The organism is Microbispora siamensis (assembly GCF_016863095.1).
Lineage (GTDB): Bacteria > Actinomycetota > Actinomycetes > Streptosporangiales > Streptosporangiaceae > Microbispora > Microbispora siamensis.
This window is the reverse complement of record NZ_BOOF01000051.1, coordinates 58,285-74,649: the sequence shown is the minus strand read 5'-3', so window position 1 is coordinate 74,649 and position 16,365 is coordinate 58,285. Positions and strand designations below refer to the sequence as shown.

General features: G+C 72.7%; 15 protein-coding genes. 3 read left to right on the top strand and 12 right to left on the bottom strand.

From position 1 onward, the window contains the following. Positions 1-11: 11 nt before the first annotated feature. Positions 12-1,469 (bottom strand): phospholipid carrier-dependent glycosyltransferase, encoded by a 1,458-nt coding sequence (locus Msi02_RS35260; RefSeq protein ID WP_204052163.1) that lies wholly within the window; start codon positions 1,467-1,469, stop codon positions 12-14. Positions 1,470-1,624: 155 nt separating this feature from the next. Between Msi02_RS35260 and Msi02_RS35255 the strand changes: the two genes are divergently transcribed. Both Msi02_RS35255 and Msi02_RS35250 read left to right on the top strand, forming a co-directional pair. Further along, positions 1,625-2,281: a response regulator transcription factor gene (locus Msi02_RS35255; protein WP_204052162.1), complete on the top strand. Its 657-nt coding sequence runs from the start codon at positions 1,625-1,627 to the stop codon at positions 2,279-2,281. Then, positions 2,278-3,432 carry a sensor histidine kinase gene (locus tag Msi02_RS35250; RefSeq protein ID WP_204052161.1) on the top strand — a complete coding sequence of 385 codons (1,155 nt, stop codon included), beginning with the start codon at positions 2,278-2,280 and terminating at the stop codon, positions 3,430-3,432. The genes Msi02_RS35255 and Msi02_RS35250 overlap by 4 nt, the downstream gene beginning before the upstream one ends. On the opposite strand, the gene Msi02_RS35245 is transcribed toward Msi02_RS35250, so the two are convergent. Beyond that, positions 3,417-4,718, bottom strand: a complete 1,302-nt coding sequence (locus tag Msi02_RS35245) for a condensation domain-containing protein (RefSeq protein WP_204052160.1) — start codon at positions 4,716-4,718, stop codon at positions 3,417-3,419. The genes Msi02_RS35250 and Msi02_RS35245 overlap by 16 nt on opposite strands. Before the next feature lie 260 nt (positions 4,719-4,978). Continuing rightward, positions 4,979-6,559: a FadD3 family acyl-CoA ligase gene (locus Msi02_RS35240; RefSeq protein ID WP_204052159.1), complete on the bottom strand. Its 1,581-nt coding sequence runs from the start codon at positions 6,557-6,559 to the stop codon at positions 4,979-4,981. 124 nt (positions 6,560-6,683) lie between these two features. On the opposite strand from Msi02_RS35240, the gene Msi02_RS35235 reads away from it, so the two are divergent. After that, on the top strand, positions 6,684-7,451 hold the full coding sequence (locus Msi02_RS35235) for an SDR family oxidoreductase (RefSeq protein WP_239109028.1): 768 nt from the start codon (positions 6,684-6,686) through the stop codon (positions 7,449-7,451). Here Msi02_RS35235 and Msi02_RS35230 read toward each other — a convergent pair. From Msi02_RS35230 to Msi02_RS35190, 9 genes are all read right to left on the bottom strand, one after another. After that, the gene (locus Msi02_RS35230) at positions 7,430-8,248 is read right to left on the bottom strand and encodes a MaoC/PaaZ C-terminal domain-containing protein (protein ID WP_204052158.1); all 819 of its coding nucleotides are present in this window, start codon (positions 8,246-8,248) and stop codon (positions 7,430-7,432) included. The two genes, Msi02_RS35235 and Msi02_RS35230, sit on opposite strands and share 22 nt — an antisense overlap. Continuing rightward, complete coding sequence (locus Msi02_RS35225) at positions 8,245-9,420, bottom strand: lipid-transfer protein (protein WP_204052157.1); 1,176 nt, start codon at positions 9,418-9,420, stop codon at positions 8,245-8,247. The genes Msi02_RS35230 and Msi02_RS35225 overlap by 4 nt, the downstream gene beginning before the upstream one ends. Then, positions 9,417-9,842 carry a MaoC family dehydratase gene (locus tag Msi02_RS35220; protein ID WP_204052156.1) on the bottom strand — a complete coding sequence of 142 codons (426 nt, stop codon included), beginning with the start codon at positions 9,840-9,842 and terminating at the stop codon, positions 9,417-9,419. The genes Msi02_RS35225 and Msi02_RS35220 overlap by 4 nt, the downstream gene beginning before the upstream one ends. Next, positions 9,839-10,948, bottom strand: a complete 1,110-nt coding sequence (locus Msi02_RS35215; protein ID WP_204052155.1) for an acyl-CoA dehydrogenase family protein — start codon at positions 10,946-10,948, stop codon at positions 9,839-9,841. Before Msi02_RS35215 ends, Msi02_RS35220 begins: the two co-directional genes overlap by 4 nt. Next, on the bottom strand, positions 10,948-11,859 hold the full coding sequence (locus Msi02_RS35210) for a bifunctional MaoC family dehydratase N-terminal/OB-fold nucleic acid binding domain-containing protein (protein ID WP_204052154.1): 912 nt from the start codon (positions 11,857-11,859) through the stop codon (positions 10,948-10,950). The genes Msi02_RS35215 and Msi02_RS35210 overlap by 1 nt, the downstream gene beginning before the upstream one ends. Next, positions 11,859-13,019, bottom strand: a complete 1,161-nt coding sequence (locus Msi02_RS35205) for an acyl-CoA dehydrogenase family protein (RefSeq protein ID WP_204052153.1) — start codon at positions 13,017-13,019, stop codon at positions 11,859-11,861. Before Msi02_RS35205 ends, Msi02_RS35210 begins: the two co-directional genes overlap by 1 nt. Positions 13,020-13,033: 14 nt before the next feature. Next, entirely contained in the window at positions 13,034-14,695 is a 1,662-nt protein-coding gene (gene casI, locus Msi02_RS35200) for a steroid-22-oyl-CoA synthetase (RefSeq protein ID WP_204052152.1), read from the bottom strand. A 2-nt stretch (positions 14,696-14,697) separates the two neighbouring features. Further along, the gene (locus Msi02_RS35195) at positions 14,698-15,906 is read right to left on the bottom strand and encodes an NADH:flavin oxidoreductase (RefSeq protein WP_239109026.1); all 1,209 of its coding nucleotides are present in this window, start codon (positions 15,904-15,906) and stop codon (positions 14,698-14,700) included. Between the two features lie 99 nt (positions 15,907-16,005). Then, positions 16,006-16,362 carry a hypothetical protein gene (locus Msi02_RS35190; RefSeq protein WP_079316741.1) on the bottom strand — a complete coding sequence of 119 codons (357 nt, stop codon included), beginning with the start codon at positions 16,360-16,362 and terminating at the stop codon, positions 16,006-16,008. Positions 16,363-16,365 lie beyond the last annotated feature (3 nt).

Below are 16,365 nucleotides of genomic sequence, written 5' to 3'. Positions count from 1 at the left end.
CCGGGCGACGGTCAGACGGCCGCTCGGCGGAGGCGGCGTAGGCCGGTCACGGCCAGATCCCGGATGCCGCGGCCTCGTATGCGCAGGCCTCGTACGCGCAGGTCTCGCATGCCCAGGGCTGCCGCGGCGCAGGCCACCGGGACGGCGGGCAGCATGTAGCGGTGGTCGAAGTCGAGCGCGGCGATCGGGCCGAGGAACAGGTACACGGCCGCCGCCCACGGCAGCAGCGCCGCCCGCCGCCGGCCGATCGCGCCGATCCCGCCGATCAGCAGGGCCATGCCGAACAGAGGGCCGTGCAGGAGGCCGGGGTAGCTGTAGAAACCGAGGAACGACGCGTACGGCTCGACCGACGACATGCCGCGGATGGCGGGGTCGTACTCGCCGCGCACGGTCTCGATGAGCGGGAAGGAGGGCAGCGGCCAGGAGCCGACGGGGAACGACAGCGCCGGGGACACGCGCGCCGGGTGCCGCACAGGGGTGACCGCGAAGGCGAGCGAGGCATCGTGCGCGACCTCGCGCAGGTAGTCGAGCGGCTGCGCCGCGATGGCGCGCAGCGCGAACGAGCGGGCCAGGTCGTTGTGGGAGAAGCGGTCGCCGGGCAGCAGGTTGAGCGAGGCGCCCGGCGCCCACACGTACTCGGACGCGGCGTCCACAACGGTGCCGTTCGGGCACAGCTTCGCCTCGTCGGCCGGCGGCCTGACGACCGAGCAGTCGGCGAACGTCATCGTCCGCGCCCACAGTGCCACCCCGTCGGAGCCGCTGAGCGCGAAACGCCCGTGGTGGGCCTGATACCAGCCCGCGTAGGCGGCCAGCGGCAGCACCCCCGCAAGGGCAAGCGCGGCCACCTGGCGCACCCCCGCCCGGCGTACGACCAGGTACAGCAGGACCAGGCCGAGCAGCGGCACGGCGGCGGTCCGGGTGAGCCCGGCCAGCGCGAGCAGCACCCCCGCGACGGCGGCCGCCCGTACGGACGGCTTGGCCCGCCACATGACGACGGTCAGGGCGGCGACGACGAAGAAGATCAGCTGGGTGTCGGAGAGCACGGCGTGCTCAAGGCGGACGAACGCCGGGTCGAACAGCACGGGCAGCGTGGCCAGGGTGGCGCCCCACGCGGGCAGCCGGTGGCGGCGCAGCAACGCGTAGACCATCACAGCGATGCCCAGGCCCATGGCGTGCTGCACGCCGGCCACCAGTTCGACGCTGTGGAACGGCCACAAAAGCCGCAGGAAGAAGGAGTACCCGGCGGGGTGGAACCCGCCGCCCGGCTTCAGGTGGACGGCCGTGTCGAGATAGGTGAACGAGTCGTACCAGTAGAGCTGCGCCGTGCCGTACGCCAGCATGACGAGCACGCGCAGGGCCGCCGCCACGGCGAGCACGGCCGCGAACAGGCCGTGTCCCCTGGTCAGCACGCGTTTCGCGCGGGCGCGCCCGAGCGGCGCTGTCCGTAGGGCGGGTGTCGAGGTGAGCATGGACGATCCCCCGGGTCCGGGCCGGGGCGGCTCCCCGGCGGCGCCCGGACACTTCAGCGAAAGATCGATAAACTCCCCGTCACCTGATTCGGTTACGTCCTGGTTATGCCGCTCCTGGCAGCCTGGGACGGTTTCGACGGGTGAAGGGGGCTTCGATGCGGGTGCTGGTCGCGGAAGACGAGCGGATGCTCGCCGACTCGATCGCCGAGGGCCTGCGGGAGGAGGCGCTCGCGGTGGACGTCGCCTACGACGGCGACGGGGCGCTGGAGCGGGTGCGCGTCCACGACTACGACGTGCTGATCCTCGACCGGGACCTGCCGGGGACGCACGGCGACGACGTGTGCCGGGCGCTGGTGGCCGAGGCCGCGCAGGTCCGCGTGCTCATGCTGACCGCCGCGGCCGACGTGCGCTCGCGGGTGGAGGGACTGTCGCTGGGCGCCGACGACTACCTGCCCAAGCCGTTCGCGTTCGAGGAGCTGGTGGCCCGGGTGCACGCGCTCGGCCGCCGGGTACGGCCGGCCGACCCGCCGATCCTGGAGCGGGCGGGCATCCGGCTCGACTGGGCGCACCGGCAGGCCTACCGCGACGGGCGATACGTGCCGCTCGCCCGCAAGGAGTTCGGGGTGCTGGCCGAACTGCTGCGCGCGGACGGCGCGGTGGTCTCCAGCGAGACGCTGCTGGAGAAGGTGTGGGACGAGCACATCGACCCGTTCACCAACACCGTGCGCACGACGATGATGAAGCTGCGCCGCAAGATCGGCGATCCGCCGGTCATCGAGACCGTGACGGGAGCGGGGTATCGCATCCCATGACGAAGAACCTGCGGCTGCGGTTCGCGCTCGCCTGCGGGGGTGTCTTCGTCCTCGCCGGAGCCGTCCTGATCGGGGTCGTCGCCTTCGTCGTACGGCAGAGCCTGGAGCCCCGCGACGGGCTGCGGCAGCCCCAGTGGATCCGCGTCGCCGGAACCGTCTACTCACCCTGGCACTACGAGTACTCCGTGGCTCAGGAGCGGGCCGAGCAGGTGAGGCGCGTCTATCAGGCCGACGCGGTCAAGAACGTGCTCGTCGGGGGCGGGATCGCGCTCGTTCCCGTGGGCGGGCTGGCGGCGCTGCTGGGCTGGCGCGCGGCCGGATGGACGCTGCGGCCGATGCGCTCGGTGACGGCGAGCGCCAGGCGAATCGCGCAGAGCCACGACCTGACCGAGCGCATCGCGCACGACGGCCCGGACGACGAGGTCAAGGAGCTGGCCGACATCGTGGACACCGTGCTCGGCCGCCTCGCCCGCTCGTTCGACGGCCAGCGGCGCTTCGTCGCCAACGCCTCGCACGAGCTGCGCACGCCGCTGACCATCAACCGCACGCTGGTGGACGTCGCGGTCCGCCGCGCCGACGCGAGCGAGGACGTCAAGCGGCTCGGCGAGTCGCTGCTGCTGGTCAACACCCGGCACGAACGCCTGATCGACGGCCTGCTCACCCTGGCCGAGGGCGAGCAGAAGGTGCTCGACCGGCGGCCCTTCGACCTGACCGATGTGGCCGAGCACGTGCTCGACACCGCGGCCGAGGAGGCGGAGGCGGCCCAGGTGACCGTGCACCGGCTGCTCGACCCCGCGCCGACGGCGGGCGAGCCGGTGCTGGTGGAGCGGCTGGTGCAGAACCTCGTGGAGAACGCGATCCGGCACAACCACCCCGGCGGCGAGGTGTGGGTGTCCACGCGGCGGCGGGCCGACCGGGTGGAGCTCGTCGTGGCCAACACCGGCCTGCCCGTGCCGCCGTACGAGATCGAGACGATCTTCGAGCCGTTCCGGCGGCTGCACGGCGACCGGCTGCGCTCCGAGCGCGGCAGCGGCCTCGGGCTGTCGATCGTGCGCGCCATCGCCGACGCCCATGACGGCGTGGTCACCGCCACCCCGCGTGAGGAGGGCGGCCTGACCCTCGCCGTCGAGCTGCCCTACGAAGGCCGCTGAGCCGCATCGACCACGAAGGACTCCAGCCGGTGCAGCAGGGCGGCCATCTCGCCCTCGGGCAGGCGGGTGGTGTCGGCGCTCAACTCCACGCCGAGCGTGCCCTTCCAGCGCATCAGGGCCACACAGAAGTGGCAGCTGCGCTGGTCCGTGCCGGGGAGCCACTCCAGCTCGGACTCCCCGTCCGCGCTGCCGTCGCCGCCCGGATCCTCGCCGGGGCGCAGGTCGTTGAAGCAGCACGACGGGAACACGGAGACGCCCCGGTCGGCGCTCACTCGGTCGATCATCGCGTCGAAGGCCAGCGTGTCGAAGCGCGCGCGCCGGTAGGACGCGAGAACCGCCGGATAGGCGCTGACGAGGGTCTCGGCAAGGCCTCCGCACGGGCCCAGGGTGAACAGTCCCAGCTGGTTCAGGCTGGTGACCAGGTCTCGGGTCCTATCGTCGAAGCGGTTGTGCACGATCGGAGTGATCGCGCACACCTCGTGCCCGGTCAGCTCGCGCAGTTGCATGGCGACCGCCACCAGCAGGACCGTGGCGGTGCTGACGCCGGCACGGCGGGCGAGCACATGTGCGGCGTGGTTGAGCCGGGGCGACGACAACACGGCCCGCGCGTACCTCGGCGTCGCGCCCGCCGCGACCGCTTCCGGGAACATGGCGGACGGCACGGTCCGCAGAAGCGCCTCCCACTGCGCGATCGCCCGGTCAGAACGGGCCGACGCGGCCTTCTCCTCCCGCACCAGGTCGAGCAACTGCGACGACGGCGGCCGCGCGATCGCTCCGCGGAGCAGCAGCATCCGCAGGTCGCGCACCACGACGTCGGCCGCGCGCCAGTCCGCGACGACGTGACTGATCACGAGCGCCACGTGGGTGACGGCGCCGTCGCACACCACGAATCCGGCGCGCAGCGGCTGCTCGCCGTCGCCGAAGGACCGCCCGGCCAGGCGGGCGACGAGTGCCGCCGCGGCGTCGTCCGCGTCACCGCGTGCCGTCTCGACCATCTCGATCGGCAGAGTGCCGGCCGCCGCGACCTCCTGGTACGGCCCGGTCGCGCCCAGCCGTACCAGGGATCGCAGGCCGTCGTGCCTGCCCACCACCTCGGCCAGGGCCGCCGCCACGACCCCGGGGCGACGCGGGCCGCCCGCGCGGGGGACGGCGAGCACCCGGGGCACGTTGAAGTAGTGGGCGCTGTCCGGCCCCACCCGGTGGATGGCCTCCCAGATGGCCCGCTGTCCCCATCCGAGCTCCGTTCTACCGGAACGGTTGGCGGCAAAATCCACCAAAAGCCGCATGGCTCTCCTTCGCGGAACATGGTGCTGCGGGCGGGCGTGGGAACGCTCCCACGAAGGCTAGGTTTCGCCTCTGGGCCGGTCAATATCTTCTATCGCCGTTCGCCGCGGCCCAATGTGACCCGGCGGTGGCGACAGGCGATTCCCGCACGTGGCGGATACCGCCGGGCAGCGCTCCATCCCGGTGTTTGACAACCTGGAAACTTCCGCGTCCGATGCGGCCGCATCCGGTCCGACCGTATCCAGACAATGAGGACGGCGATTTACGCGGGCGGCCGAACCGCCAGCGCGGCCTTGTCGATCTTTCCGGTCGCGTTGCGCGGCAGGCCGTCCACGAGGACGACCTCGCGCGGCACCTTGAAGTTGGCCAGCCGTTCCCGGCAGTAGGCCGTCACCACCTCCGGGGTGACCGCCGCGCCGGGGCGGGGCACGACGTAGGCCCGGCCGACCTCGCCCATGCGGGCGTCCGGCACCCCGATCACCACGGCCTCGGCGACGCCCTCATGGGCGGCGAGCACCTGCTCGATCTCGGCCGGGTACACGTTGAAGCCGCCGACCACGAACATGTCCTTCGACCGGCCGGTGATGGCGAGGTAGCCCCGCTCGTCGAGCCGGCCGCGGTCGCCGGTCACCAGCCAGCCGTCCACGATCGCCGCCGCGGTCGCCGCGTCGTCGTCCAGGTAGCCCACCATCACGTTGTGCCCGCGCACCAGGATCTCGCCGTCCTGGCCCGCCGGCACCGGCGCGCCGTCCGGGCCGGTGACCTTCACCTCCACGCCCTCGATCGGACGGCCGGAGGTGGTGGCGACGGTCACGTCGTCGTCCTCCAGCGAGCACGCCGTGACCGTGCCGCACGATTCGGTCAGCCCGTACGCGGTGACGACCTGGGGGAACAGCTCGGCCCGCAGGCGGCGTACGAGCGCCACCGGGACGACCGAGGCGCCGGTGACCGCGAGCCGCAGCGACGACAGGTCGTAGCGGGAGCGGCCGGGCGCGTCGAGCATGGAGACGTAGACGGTCGGCGGGCCGGGCAGCACGGTGATCTTCTCGGTCTCGATCAGCCGCATCGTCTCGTCCGGCTCGAACACCGGCTGGAGCACCATCGTGGCGGCCCTGAGCAGGCAGGCGAACACCCCGGCCTTGTAGCCGAAGGTGTGGAACATCGGGTTGACGATCAGGTAGCGGTCGCCCCGGCGCAGCCCGGTCCGCGCGCTCCACGCGAGGTAGGTGCGGACGTTCTGCCGGTGGGTGCACATCGCGCCCTTGGACCTGCCGGTGGTGCCGGAGGTGAACAGGATGTCGGCCACGTCGTCGGGGCGCACCGCCGCGGCGCGTTCCCGGGCCGCCTCGTCCGGCGCCGCCGCACCGGCCGCCAGGAAGTCCGCCCAGGTGGTGGCGCCCGGCCTGGGGTCCTCGTCGTAGGTGACGACCGTGGTGAGCGCGGGCAGGCCCTCGACGCCGGAGGCGGCGACCCCGAGCATGGCGAGGTAGCCGTTGCCGAGGAAGCCGTCCTCGGTGAACAGTACGCGGGCGCGGCTGCGCGCCAGCAGCCAGCGGGCCTCCTCGCCCTTGTATCGGGTGTTGATCGGCACCACGACGGCGCCGGCGCAGAGCGCGCCGAGGGCGGTGACGATCCACCGCGTGCTGTTGGGAGCCCAGATCGCCACCCGCTCCCCCGGCTCCACGCCGAGCGCGAGGAAGCCGCGGGCCGCCTCGCGCACCCGGGCGTACAGCTCCGCGTAGGTGAGGCGGGACGCGCCGTCCACCACCGCCTCCGTGCCCGGGAACTCCCGGGCCGCCTGCTCCAGCACTCCCGGGATCGTCAGCACCTCGTTCTCGGTCATGACCGTCATGGTGGGCCGTCCCGTCCCGGCCCGTCAGGCGTGGTCCCGCTGGCCGGTACCTCTCCCCCACCGGCGGGCGGGCGGCCGTACCCTCCCTGGGTCATCCGAGAGTCGGGAGGAACTGGTGAACGTGACGATGGATTTCGGCGGCCGGGCGGTGCTGGTCACGGGAGGGACCAAGGGCATCGGCTTCGTGATCGCCGAGGCGTTCCTCGCCGCGGGCGCCGGGGTTGTGGTGTGCGGGCGGAACGAACCGGACGAGCTGCCCTCGGCGGGCGGCCGGATCGCGCGCTTCGTCGCCGCCGACATCCGCGACCCCGCGGAGGCGGCCCGGCTGGTGGAGCAGACCGTGGATCACCTGGGCCGGCTTGACGTGCTGGTCAACAACGCCGGAGGATCGCCGAACGCGGACGCGGCGACGGTCTCGCCGCGGTTCGTCGAGCGGATCGTGGACCTCAACCTGCTCGCGCCGTTCTACGTGGCCCAACCGGCCAACCTCGTCATGCGCGAGCAGAACACCGGGGGGTCGATCGTCAACATCGGCAGCGTCTCCGGCGTGGACCCGCAGCCGGGCACCGCGGCGTACTCGGCGGCCAAGGCCGGGCTGCTCATGCTCACCAAGGCGCTGGCGCTGGAATGGTCGCCGAAGGTGCGGGTCAACCACATCACCACCGGCCTGATCAGGACCGAGGCCGCCGCCTCCCTGTACGGCGAGGACGGCGGCGCGGCCCTGTCGGAGGTCATCCCGATGCGCCGGATGGCGGTGCCGCAGGACGTGGCGAACGCCTGCCTCTTCCTGGCGAGCGACCTCGCCTCCTACCTCACCGGGGCGGACGTCCCGGTGCACGGCGGAGGCGAGGTCCCGGCCCGCTACCTGGTGACGCGCGGCTGAGCCTCGCGGAAGACGGCACGCCCGCCCGTCAGCACGGGCGTGCCGTTCACCGCCACCTCGAAGACCACACCGCCCTCCTCGTCCCACGTACGCAGGTCGAGGCGGTCGCCGGGGAAGACCGGGGCGGCAAACCTGCCCGCCAGCTCGGCCAGGGCGGCCGGGTGCGCCCCCACGGCGTCGGCCAGAGGCAGCGTCACCGCCGCCAGCGTGCACAGACCGTGCATGAACGGCCTGGGCATCCCGGCCGCCTTCGCCGCCTCCGGGTCGATGTGCATGTGGTGCCGGTCGCCGAGCAGACGGTAGAGCGCGGCCTGGTTGGGCGAGGTGTCCAGCCGGATCTGACGCGCGGGCGGCGTCTCGGGCCGCTTCGGGGCCGAAGGCCCCCGCTCGCCGCCGAACCCGCCACGCCCCGGCGCGAACAGCGACCAGGTGGCGAGGAAGAACTCGCAGTCCACCTCGACCTCGAAGACCGCGGCGCCGCCCTTGTCCCAGACGCGGGCGACGCGGGCCTTCATGGTCAGCTCGCCCACGGGCGGCAGCGGCGTGCGGACCACCAGCCGCTGGGAGCCGTGCACGGCCGTCCGGGTGTCGAACGCGCCGAGCGAGCCGAGCGCGTCCGGCGCCCACTGGGCCTTGGTCAGCGCGAACGTCGGCAGCACCCGCAGCCGTTCCTCGAAGACGAGGTCGAGGTCGGTGGCCGAGGCGCCGACGGCGAGCGCGTAGAGGATCGCCTCCCGCTCGTCGTAGGCAACCGTGCGCTCGCCGAGGTCGCGGCCGGCCCACTCGCCGGCGTTCACCGGTCGGCTCCGAGCACAAGCCCGCTGGTGGGCACCCCGGTGCCCGCCGTCACGATCACGTTGCGCACTCCTTCCGGCTGGTTGACGCTGGTGCCCCGCACCAGGCGGACCGCCTCGGCGATGCCGTTCATGCCGTGCAGGTACGCCTCGCCGAGCTGGCCGCCGTGGGTGTTGAACGGCAGCCGCCCGCCGAGCTCCAGGTTGCCCTCGGCGACGAAGTCCTTGGCCTCGCCGGGGGCGCAGAAGCCCAGCTCCTCCAGTTGCGGCAGCACCAGCGGCGTGAAGTGGTCGTACAGGATCGCCGCGTCCATGTCGGCGGGGCCGAGGCCGCTCTGCGCGTACAGCTGCCGCCCGACCAGTCCCATTTCGGGGATGCCGGTGATGCGGGGACGGTAGTAGCTCGTCATCATGTGCTGGTCGTCGCCCGAGCCCTGGGCCGCGCCGAGAATGAGGGCGGGCGGGTGCGGCAGGTCGCGCGCCCGCTCCGCCGAGACCACGACGAGCGCCTGGCCGCCGTCGGTCTCCTGGCAGCAGTCCAGCAGGTGGAGCGGCTCGGCGATCCAGCGCGACGCCTGGTGGTCCTCCAGCGTGATGGGCCGCTGGTAGAACCAGGCCGCCGGGTTGTTCGCGGCGTGCCTGCGGTCCACCACGGCCACCCGGCCGAAGTCCTCGCTGGTCGCGCCGTACTCGTGCATGTAGCGGCGGGCGAACATGGCCACCCACTGGGCGGGCGTCGACAGGCCGAACGGGTTGAGCCACGCGTACGCCGCGCTGTCCGCCCCCGTCTCGACCGGCCGGTCCGCCTGGCCGAGGCCGTAGCGCACGCCGGACCGCTCGTTGAACGCCCGGTAGCAGACGACGACGTCGGCGACGCCGGTCGCGACGGCCAGCGCCGCCTGCTGGACGGTGCCGCAGGCCGCGCCGCCGCCGTGCGGGACGCGCGAGAAGAACGTCAGGTCGCCCATGCCGGTGTTGCGGGCGACGTGGATCTCGGCGTTGGTGTCGGCGGTGAACGTCACCATCCCGTCCACGTCGGACGGCTTCAGGCCGGCGTCGGCGATGGCCGCGAGCACGGCCTCGCAGGCGAGCCGGAGCTCGCTGCGGCCGGAGTCCTTGGAGAACTCGGTCGCGCCGATGCCGGCGATGGCTGCGGCACCCGAGAGACTGCTCATATCGCACCCTTCGCTGGGAGCCGTACGGCGACGGTGCCGGTGACGTGGGCGCCCAGGCCGTTCTCGCCGCGTACGGCGATCTCGACACGGCGGTCCTCGTCGTGCTTGGCGGTGACCGTGCCGCTCAGCGTCATCGTGTCGCCGGGGTAGTTGGGCACGCCGAGCCTGATCCTGATCGCCTTGACGACGGCGGCCGGGCCGGCCCACTCGGTGACGTACCGGTCGACCAGGCCGTTGGTGGTGAGGATGTTCATGAAGATGTCCTTGGACCCGCGCTCGACCGCGAGGCCGGGGTCGTGGTGGACGTCCTGGTAGTCGCGGCTGGCGATCGCGGTCGCCACGATGAGCGTGCGGGTCAGCGGGATCGGCAGCGGGGGCAGCTCCTCCCCCACCGCCACCTCCTCGTACGTCCGCCCGTTCATGACGCGATCCTTCCGGCGGCGATGACGGCGCCGAGCTTGGCGAGGTCGGCGCTCGGCCCGCCGAGCGTGCCGGAGATCTGCCTGGCCCACAGGAAGTGCCGGTGGACCGGATAGTCGACGTCGACGCCGATGCCGCCGTGGACGTGCTGCACCCGGTGCGCCACGGTCAGCCCGGCGTCCCCGGCCCACCATTTGGCGACGAGCACGGCCGCCGCGGCGTCCTCGCCTTCCTGCAGCGAGGTGACCGCCTGCCACAGGCACACGCGCATCGCGTCGACGTCGATGTAGCAGTCGGCGAGCTGGTGCTGCACGGCCTGGAAGGTGCCGAGCGGACGGCCGAACTGCCTGCGCTCCGACAGATACGTCACGGCGTGCCGGATCGCTCCCTGGGCGACGCCGAGTTGCACGGCCGCCAGCGCGACCGCCGCCCGTTCGATCGTCCACCCGACCGCGCCGTCCCCCGGCGTGCCGACCGCCCGCGCCGGGGCGTCGTCCAGCGTGAGGGTGCCGGCGAGGTCGTGCGTCGTGGTCTCCTCGGCCTGCCAGGAGACGCCCTCCGCGTCCGAGGCCACCAGGAACAGGCCCGACGCTCCCTCCGCCGCCGCCGAGACCAGCACGTGGGCCGCGCCGAACGGCGAGGGGACCACCGCCTTGACGCCGGTCAGCCGCCAGATGTCGCCATCCGGGCGGGCCGCGCAGCGCGGCTCGGCCGGGTCGGCCGGGCCGAACTCCTCCAGCGCCACGGTGAGCCGGGACGAGCCGTCCGCCGCTCCGGGGAGCAGGCTCTCGCGCTGCTCGCGGGTGCCGTGCGCGGCGACCGCGAGCGCGCCGACGGCCGCGGGCCACAGCGGCACCGGGGCGACGTGGCGGCCCTGCTCCTCGAGCAGCACGCACAGCGCGCCCAGGCCGAGCCCGGCGCCGCCCGCCTCCTCCGGCAGCGCGATGCCGAGCAGGCCGGCCTTGCCCAGCTCCGCCCACAGCTCCTCGTCCAGGCGGTCCGGCGAGCCCTCCACCTCGCATACGCGCTCGGTCGTGGCGCGGTCGGCGAAGATCTGGTTCGCCAGGGCACGCACCGCGTCGAGCTCTTCGTCCAGCGTGAAGTCCATCAGTCGTTCTCCTGCGGGCGGAACACCGGAAGTGACAGGTCGGGATCGGCGTCCAGCCAGTCGAGGACGACGGGCATGCCGATCTCGACCTCTCCGGGTTCCACGCCGACCAGGTTGGTGATGAGCCGCGTGCCCTCGTCGAGCTCCACGACCGCGACGATCAGGGGATACTCGAACGCCGGGTGGCGGGGGTGGTGGGCGACCACGAAGCTGTAGACCTGCCCGCGGCCCGACGCCTCGGCGGTGTCCCACTCGAACGAGCCGCAGTGCGGGCAGCACGGGCCGGGCGGGTGGCGCAGCGTCCCGCACCCGGCGCAGCGCTGGATCACCAGCCGGTGCTCACGCGCCGCCTCGAACCAGAACGCGTTGTCCCGATTGATCGCCGGCCGCGGCCGCAAGGCCTTCGGGGCCTGGTTTTCGGGCCGGAACCGGAGCAGGCGCCAGCGCTGCACGGCGACGACCTCGCCGTCCTGGTCGGTGTAGGTGCGGACCGTGGTGACGAACCGCCCCACGCCCAGCGCGGTGCTCTTCTCCGGGGAGATCGACTCCACGACCTCCCGGACGCTCACGCGGTCGCCCACCACCAGTTCCCGGTGGAACTCGAACTCCGAATCGGTCGCCACCACCGAGGTGAAGCCGTCCTTCTCGAGCAGCGCGTTCAGCTCCTCGGCCCCGGTGCCGCCCGTCCCGGGAGCCGGGGCGTACCCCCGCATCGTCCACGCCTGCGTCATCGACGCGGGCGCGACGATCCCGGGACGGCCGGTCGCGCGCGCGGCGTCGTCGTGCAGGTAAACGGGGTTGCGGTCGCCCATCGCCTCGGCCCAGTGCCGGATCATGGGCACGTTCACCGGGTCGGGTCCCTCCCGCGGCGGGACGATCTCCCGCCCGGCGAAGTCCTCGTATGCGGTCATCAGCGGCCCGCCCTGGGGAGGCCGAGGCCCTGGGTGGCGACCATGTCCCGCAGGACCTCGTTCACGCCGCCGCCGAAGGTGTTGACGATGCCCTGCCGCGACAGCTGCTCGATCTGCCCGGCGAGCACGGCGCCGGGCGACTCGGGGCGGACCCGCGCGCCCGCGCCGATGATCCCCGACAGCGTGCGCTGCACGTCGATGTGGGTCTCGGTGCCGTACACCTTGGCCGCCCCGGCGTCCGCGCCCGACAGCGCGTCACGCGCGACCGCGTCGGTCATCTTCCAGTTCATCAGCCGCATCGCCTCCAGCCGGGCGTACGCGCGGGCGAGGTCCCGCCGCACCCACGCCAGCTCCATCGCGCCGTTGTCCCGCGCCCAGGCGGCGACCTGCTCCCAGAGCTGGATCATCCGGCCGCCGAGCGCGGCCAGGCCGATGCGCTCGTGGTTGAGCTGGTGGGTGATGAGCCGCCAGCCGCCGTTCACCTCGCCGACGACCGCGTCGACCGGCACCCGTACGCCGCTGTAGTACGTGGCCGTCACGACCATCCCGCCCACGGCCTGGATGGGGCTCCAGGAGAAGCCGGGCGCGTCCGTCGGCACGATCAGGATCGAGATGCCCTTGTGCTTGGGCGCGCCGGGGTCCGTGCGGCAGGCCAGCCACACGTAGTCGGCGGTGTTGGCGCCGCTGGTGAAGATCTTGCTGCCGTCGATCACCCACTCGTCGCCGTCCTTGACCGCCCGGGTGGTGAGGGAGGCGAGGTCGGTGCCCGCGCCGGGCTCGGTGTAACCGATCGCGAAGACCACGTCGCCGGACAGGATGCCGGGCAGATACCGCTTCTTCTGCTCCGGCGACCCGTGGCTCATCAGCGTCGGGCCGACCGTGTTGACGGTGACGAACGGGAACGGCAGCCCGGCCCGCTGGACCTCGTCGAAGAACACGTACTGCTCCTCGACCGACCGGCCCTGCCCGCCGTACTCGACCGGCCAGCCGATGCCGAGCCAGCCGTCGGCGCCGAGGCGCCGCACGACCTCGCGGAACCGGGGGCCGCCGACGCCCTCCTCACCGACGCGGCGCCGCTCGTCCTCGGGCAGCAGGCCCGCGAAGTACTCCCTCAGCTCCCGGCGTAGCCGCCGCTGCTCCGGGCTTTCACGCAGATCCATGTCCCCGCTCTCCTTCACGCCTGGCCGAGGAAGCGCAGGCGCCCGTTGGCGGCGAACTCCTCGCGCAGCGCGGCCTTGTCCTGTCCGGTCATGAGGGCGTACTCGGGCGCGCCCCGGCCCGCCCATCGGTAGACGGAATCGCCGGTCCGCCAGCCCTCCATCTGCATCTCCTTCTTGCGCAGCTTGTTCGACCCGGTGGCCGGCAGCGCGTGGGAGACCCGCACGTAGCGCGGGGCCCCCTTGGTGCCGAGGTCCTCCTGCGCGGCCAGGAACTCCGGCAGGCCGAGGTCCTCGAACGACGTGCCCTCGGGGATCTCGAGCGCGGCCATGACCTGGTCGCCGGAGCGCGGGTCGGGCACGCCGAACACGGCCGCCGCGACGATCAGCGGGTGCCGGCGCAGCACGCGCTCGGTCAGCAGCGCGGAGATGTTCTCGCCGTCCACCCGGATCCAGTCGCCCGACCGGCCCGCGAAGTAGATGTAGCCGTCCTCGTCGATGTAGCCGAGGTCGCCGGTCCAGTACCAGCCGTGCCGGACCCGCTCGGCGTCGGCCGCCTCGTTCTTGTAGTAGCCCTCGAACCTCGCCGCGCCGTCGACGTCCACGATCTCGCCGATGGCCTCCTCGGCGTTGGTCACCCGGCCGTGCGCGTCGAGCACGGCGCGCGGGCAGGTCTGCCGGGTCTCGGGGTTGACCACCCGTACGCCGGGGCGCGCGGGGCGGCCGAGCGCGGAGGCCGGGCCTTCCGGCGCGAGCGTGATCATGCCGGCGCCCTCGCTCGACCCGTAGCTCTCGATGAGCCGGCAGCCGAACCTGCGCAGGAACTCCGCCTGGTCCTCCGGCGACGCCTCGGTGCCGAAGGCGTGGTCGAGCGTGTTGTCGGCGTCGTCGGGCCGCTCTGGCTGGGCCAGGACGTACGCGATGGCCTTGCCGACGTAGGTGAAGAACGTGACGCCGTAGAAGCGGACGTCGGGCAGGAACCCGGAGGCGGAGAACTTCGGCACGAGGACGACCGTCGCCCCTGCGGTCAGCGACGGCGCCCACAGCGCCATCAGCGCGTTGCCGTGGAAGAGCGGCATGCAGCAATAGCTGACGTCGTGCCGCCGCACGTCGTACTTCTCGCAGTTGGCGTAGCCCAGCCCGGTCAGCCGGCCCTGGGAGCAGATGGCGGCCTTGGACGCGCCGGTGGTGCCCGAGGTGAACAGCAGCAGCATCCGCGTCTTCGGCGTGATCTCCGGGTCGCGGACCGGCTCGCAGGCGTGCGCGGCGACCGTGTCCGGATAGTCGGCGGCGTCCACCAGCAGGAAGCGGTCGCGCGGCACGCCGATGTCGAGACCGTCCAGCAGCTTCAGGCCCGCCTCGTCGGTGACGACAAGCTGCAGGTCGGTGTGGCTGACCTCCTGCTCCAGGTAGGCGCCGCGACGGGTGCTGTTGATCCCGACGATCGTCGCGCCGCTCAGCGCCGCGGCGCCGAGCCAGAAGATGTACTCGGGGGTGTTGTCGAGCAACACCCCGATGTGGAAGGGGCCCTCCACACGGAGCGCCCGGGCCAGCGCCGCGCGGGCGGCGCTCTCCCGCACCACCTCGTCCCAGGTCCAGGTGCGCTCGCGGGTCCGCAGGCCGGGGTGGTCGTCGCCCAGGCGTTCGAGCAGCAGGTCGGCGATGGTCTCCCGGCGCACCGCTACCCCTTCTGCCGTACGGCGATCGGGCCGGTCAGCACGCAGTGGGTGCCGCCGTAGATCGCGGTCATGCACTTGTTGCAGTGGATGCACAGCGACCTGACGCTGTTGTCGGCCTGGATGCGGTTGACGAGGTCGGGCTCGCGCAGCAGCGCCCGGGCCATCGCGACGAACTGGAATCCCTCGGCCATCGCCTGGTCCATGACCTGCTTGTTGGTGATCCCGCCCAGCAGGATGAGCGGCATCTTCAGCGCGGCGCGGAACTGCCGGGCGTCGTCGAGCAGGTAGGCGTCCCTGTAGGGGTAGGCGCGCAGGAAGTGCTTGCCGACGAGCTGGACGCCGAGCTTCACCGGCTGCTTCATGACTCCGGCGAACTCGCGCAGCGGGGCGTCGCCCTTGAACAGGTACATGGGGTTGAGCAGCGAGCTGCCCGCGGTGAGCTCCAGCGCGTCGAGCGAGCCGTCCTCCTCCAGCCACTGCGCGACCTTGATCGACTCGTCCAGCCAGAAGCCGCCGGGCACGCCGTCGTCCATGTTGAGCTTGGCCGTGATCGCGATCCGGTCGCCGACCGCGTCGCGCACCGCGCGGGCGATGTCCCGCGACAGGCGGGCCCGGTTCTCCAGGCTGCCGCCGTACTCGTCCTTGCGGTGGTTGACCCGCGGGCTGAGGAACGAGCTGGCGAGGTAGTTGTGCCCGAGGTGGATCTCGACGGCGTCGAAGCCCGCCTCGATCGCCATCTTCCCCGCGTGGGCGTGGGCGGCGACGATCCGCCGCAGGTCGTCGCGGGTCGCGGCCTTGGTGAAGCTCGTCGTGGTGGCGTGGAAGTGCCGGGTGGGGCCGAGCGAGGGCAGCTTGTTCGACTTGGGGTTGGCGACCGGTCCGGCGTGGCCGATCTGCGCGGCGACGGCGGCGCCCTCGGCGTGCACGGCCTCGGTGAGTCTGCGCAGGCCCGGCAGCGCCTCGGGGGTCCACTGGATCTGGCGCGCGTCCGTGCGCCCCTCGGGGGCGACCGCACAGTAGGCCACGGTGGTCATGCCGACGCCGCCACGGGCGTGCCGTACGTGGAACTCGATGAGCTCGTCGGTGACGAGGCTCTTACGGCTCAGCCCTTCGTACGTGGCCGCCTTGATGATGCGGTTGCGCAGGGTCACCGGCCCCAGCTTCGCCGGGGCGAGCACGTCCGGAGCCGTCCGGGGCGCTTCCTGAGTCAATGGGGGATCCTCCACTCCGGTCTTCAAGCTGTCCAGACGTTAGTCAGCGGGACCCGCCGGCGATCCGGCGAATCCCGCTGACCGGGAGAAATCCGGCTGTCAGGCCCCTCGTCCCTCAAGGGCGGCGGCGATCCGGTCCGCCTGCGCCTCGCTCTCCAGGAGCTGGCGCAGCAGCCACAGCCGCAGCACGCCCGCCACCGCGGCGGCGAGGTACAGCGCGGCGCCGAGCACGGTCACCGCGGCGCACGCCGTCGCGAGGATCTGGAAGGAGCCGATGTCCCTCAGGTCGTCCTGGGTGAGCGAGTTGTTGTACGCGACGAGCCCGCCCACGACGCCGGCCACCATCAGCAGCACGCCGAGGACGCGTATCCTCCCGTCGTGCCTGGACCCGTCGGTCTTCAGCTTCATCCGCGCCACGTCAGACGTGAACCGCTCGCGTCGTTCCTCGGTCAGCATCGG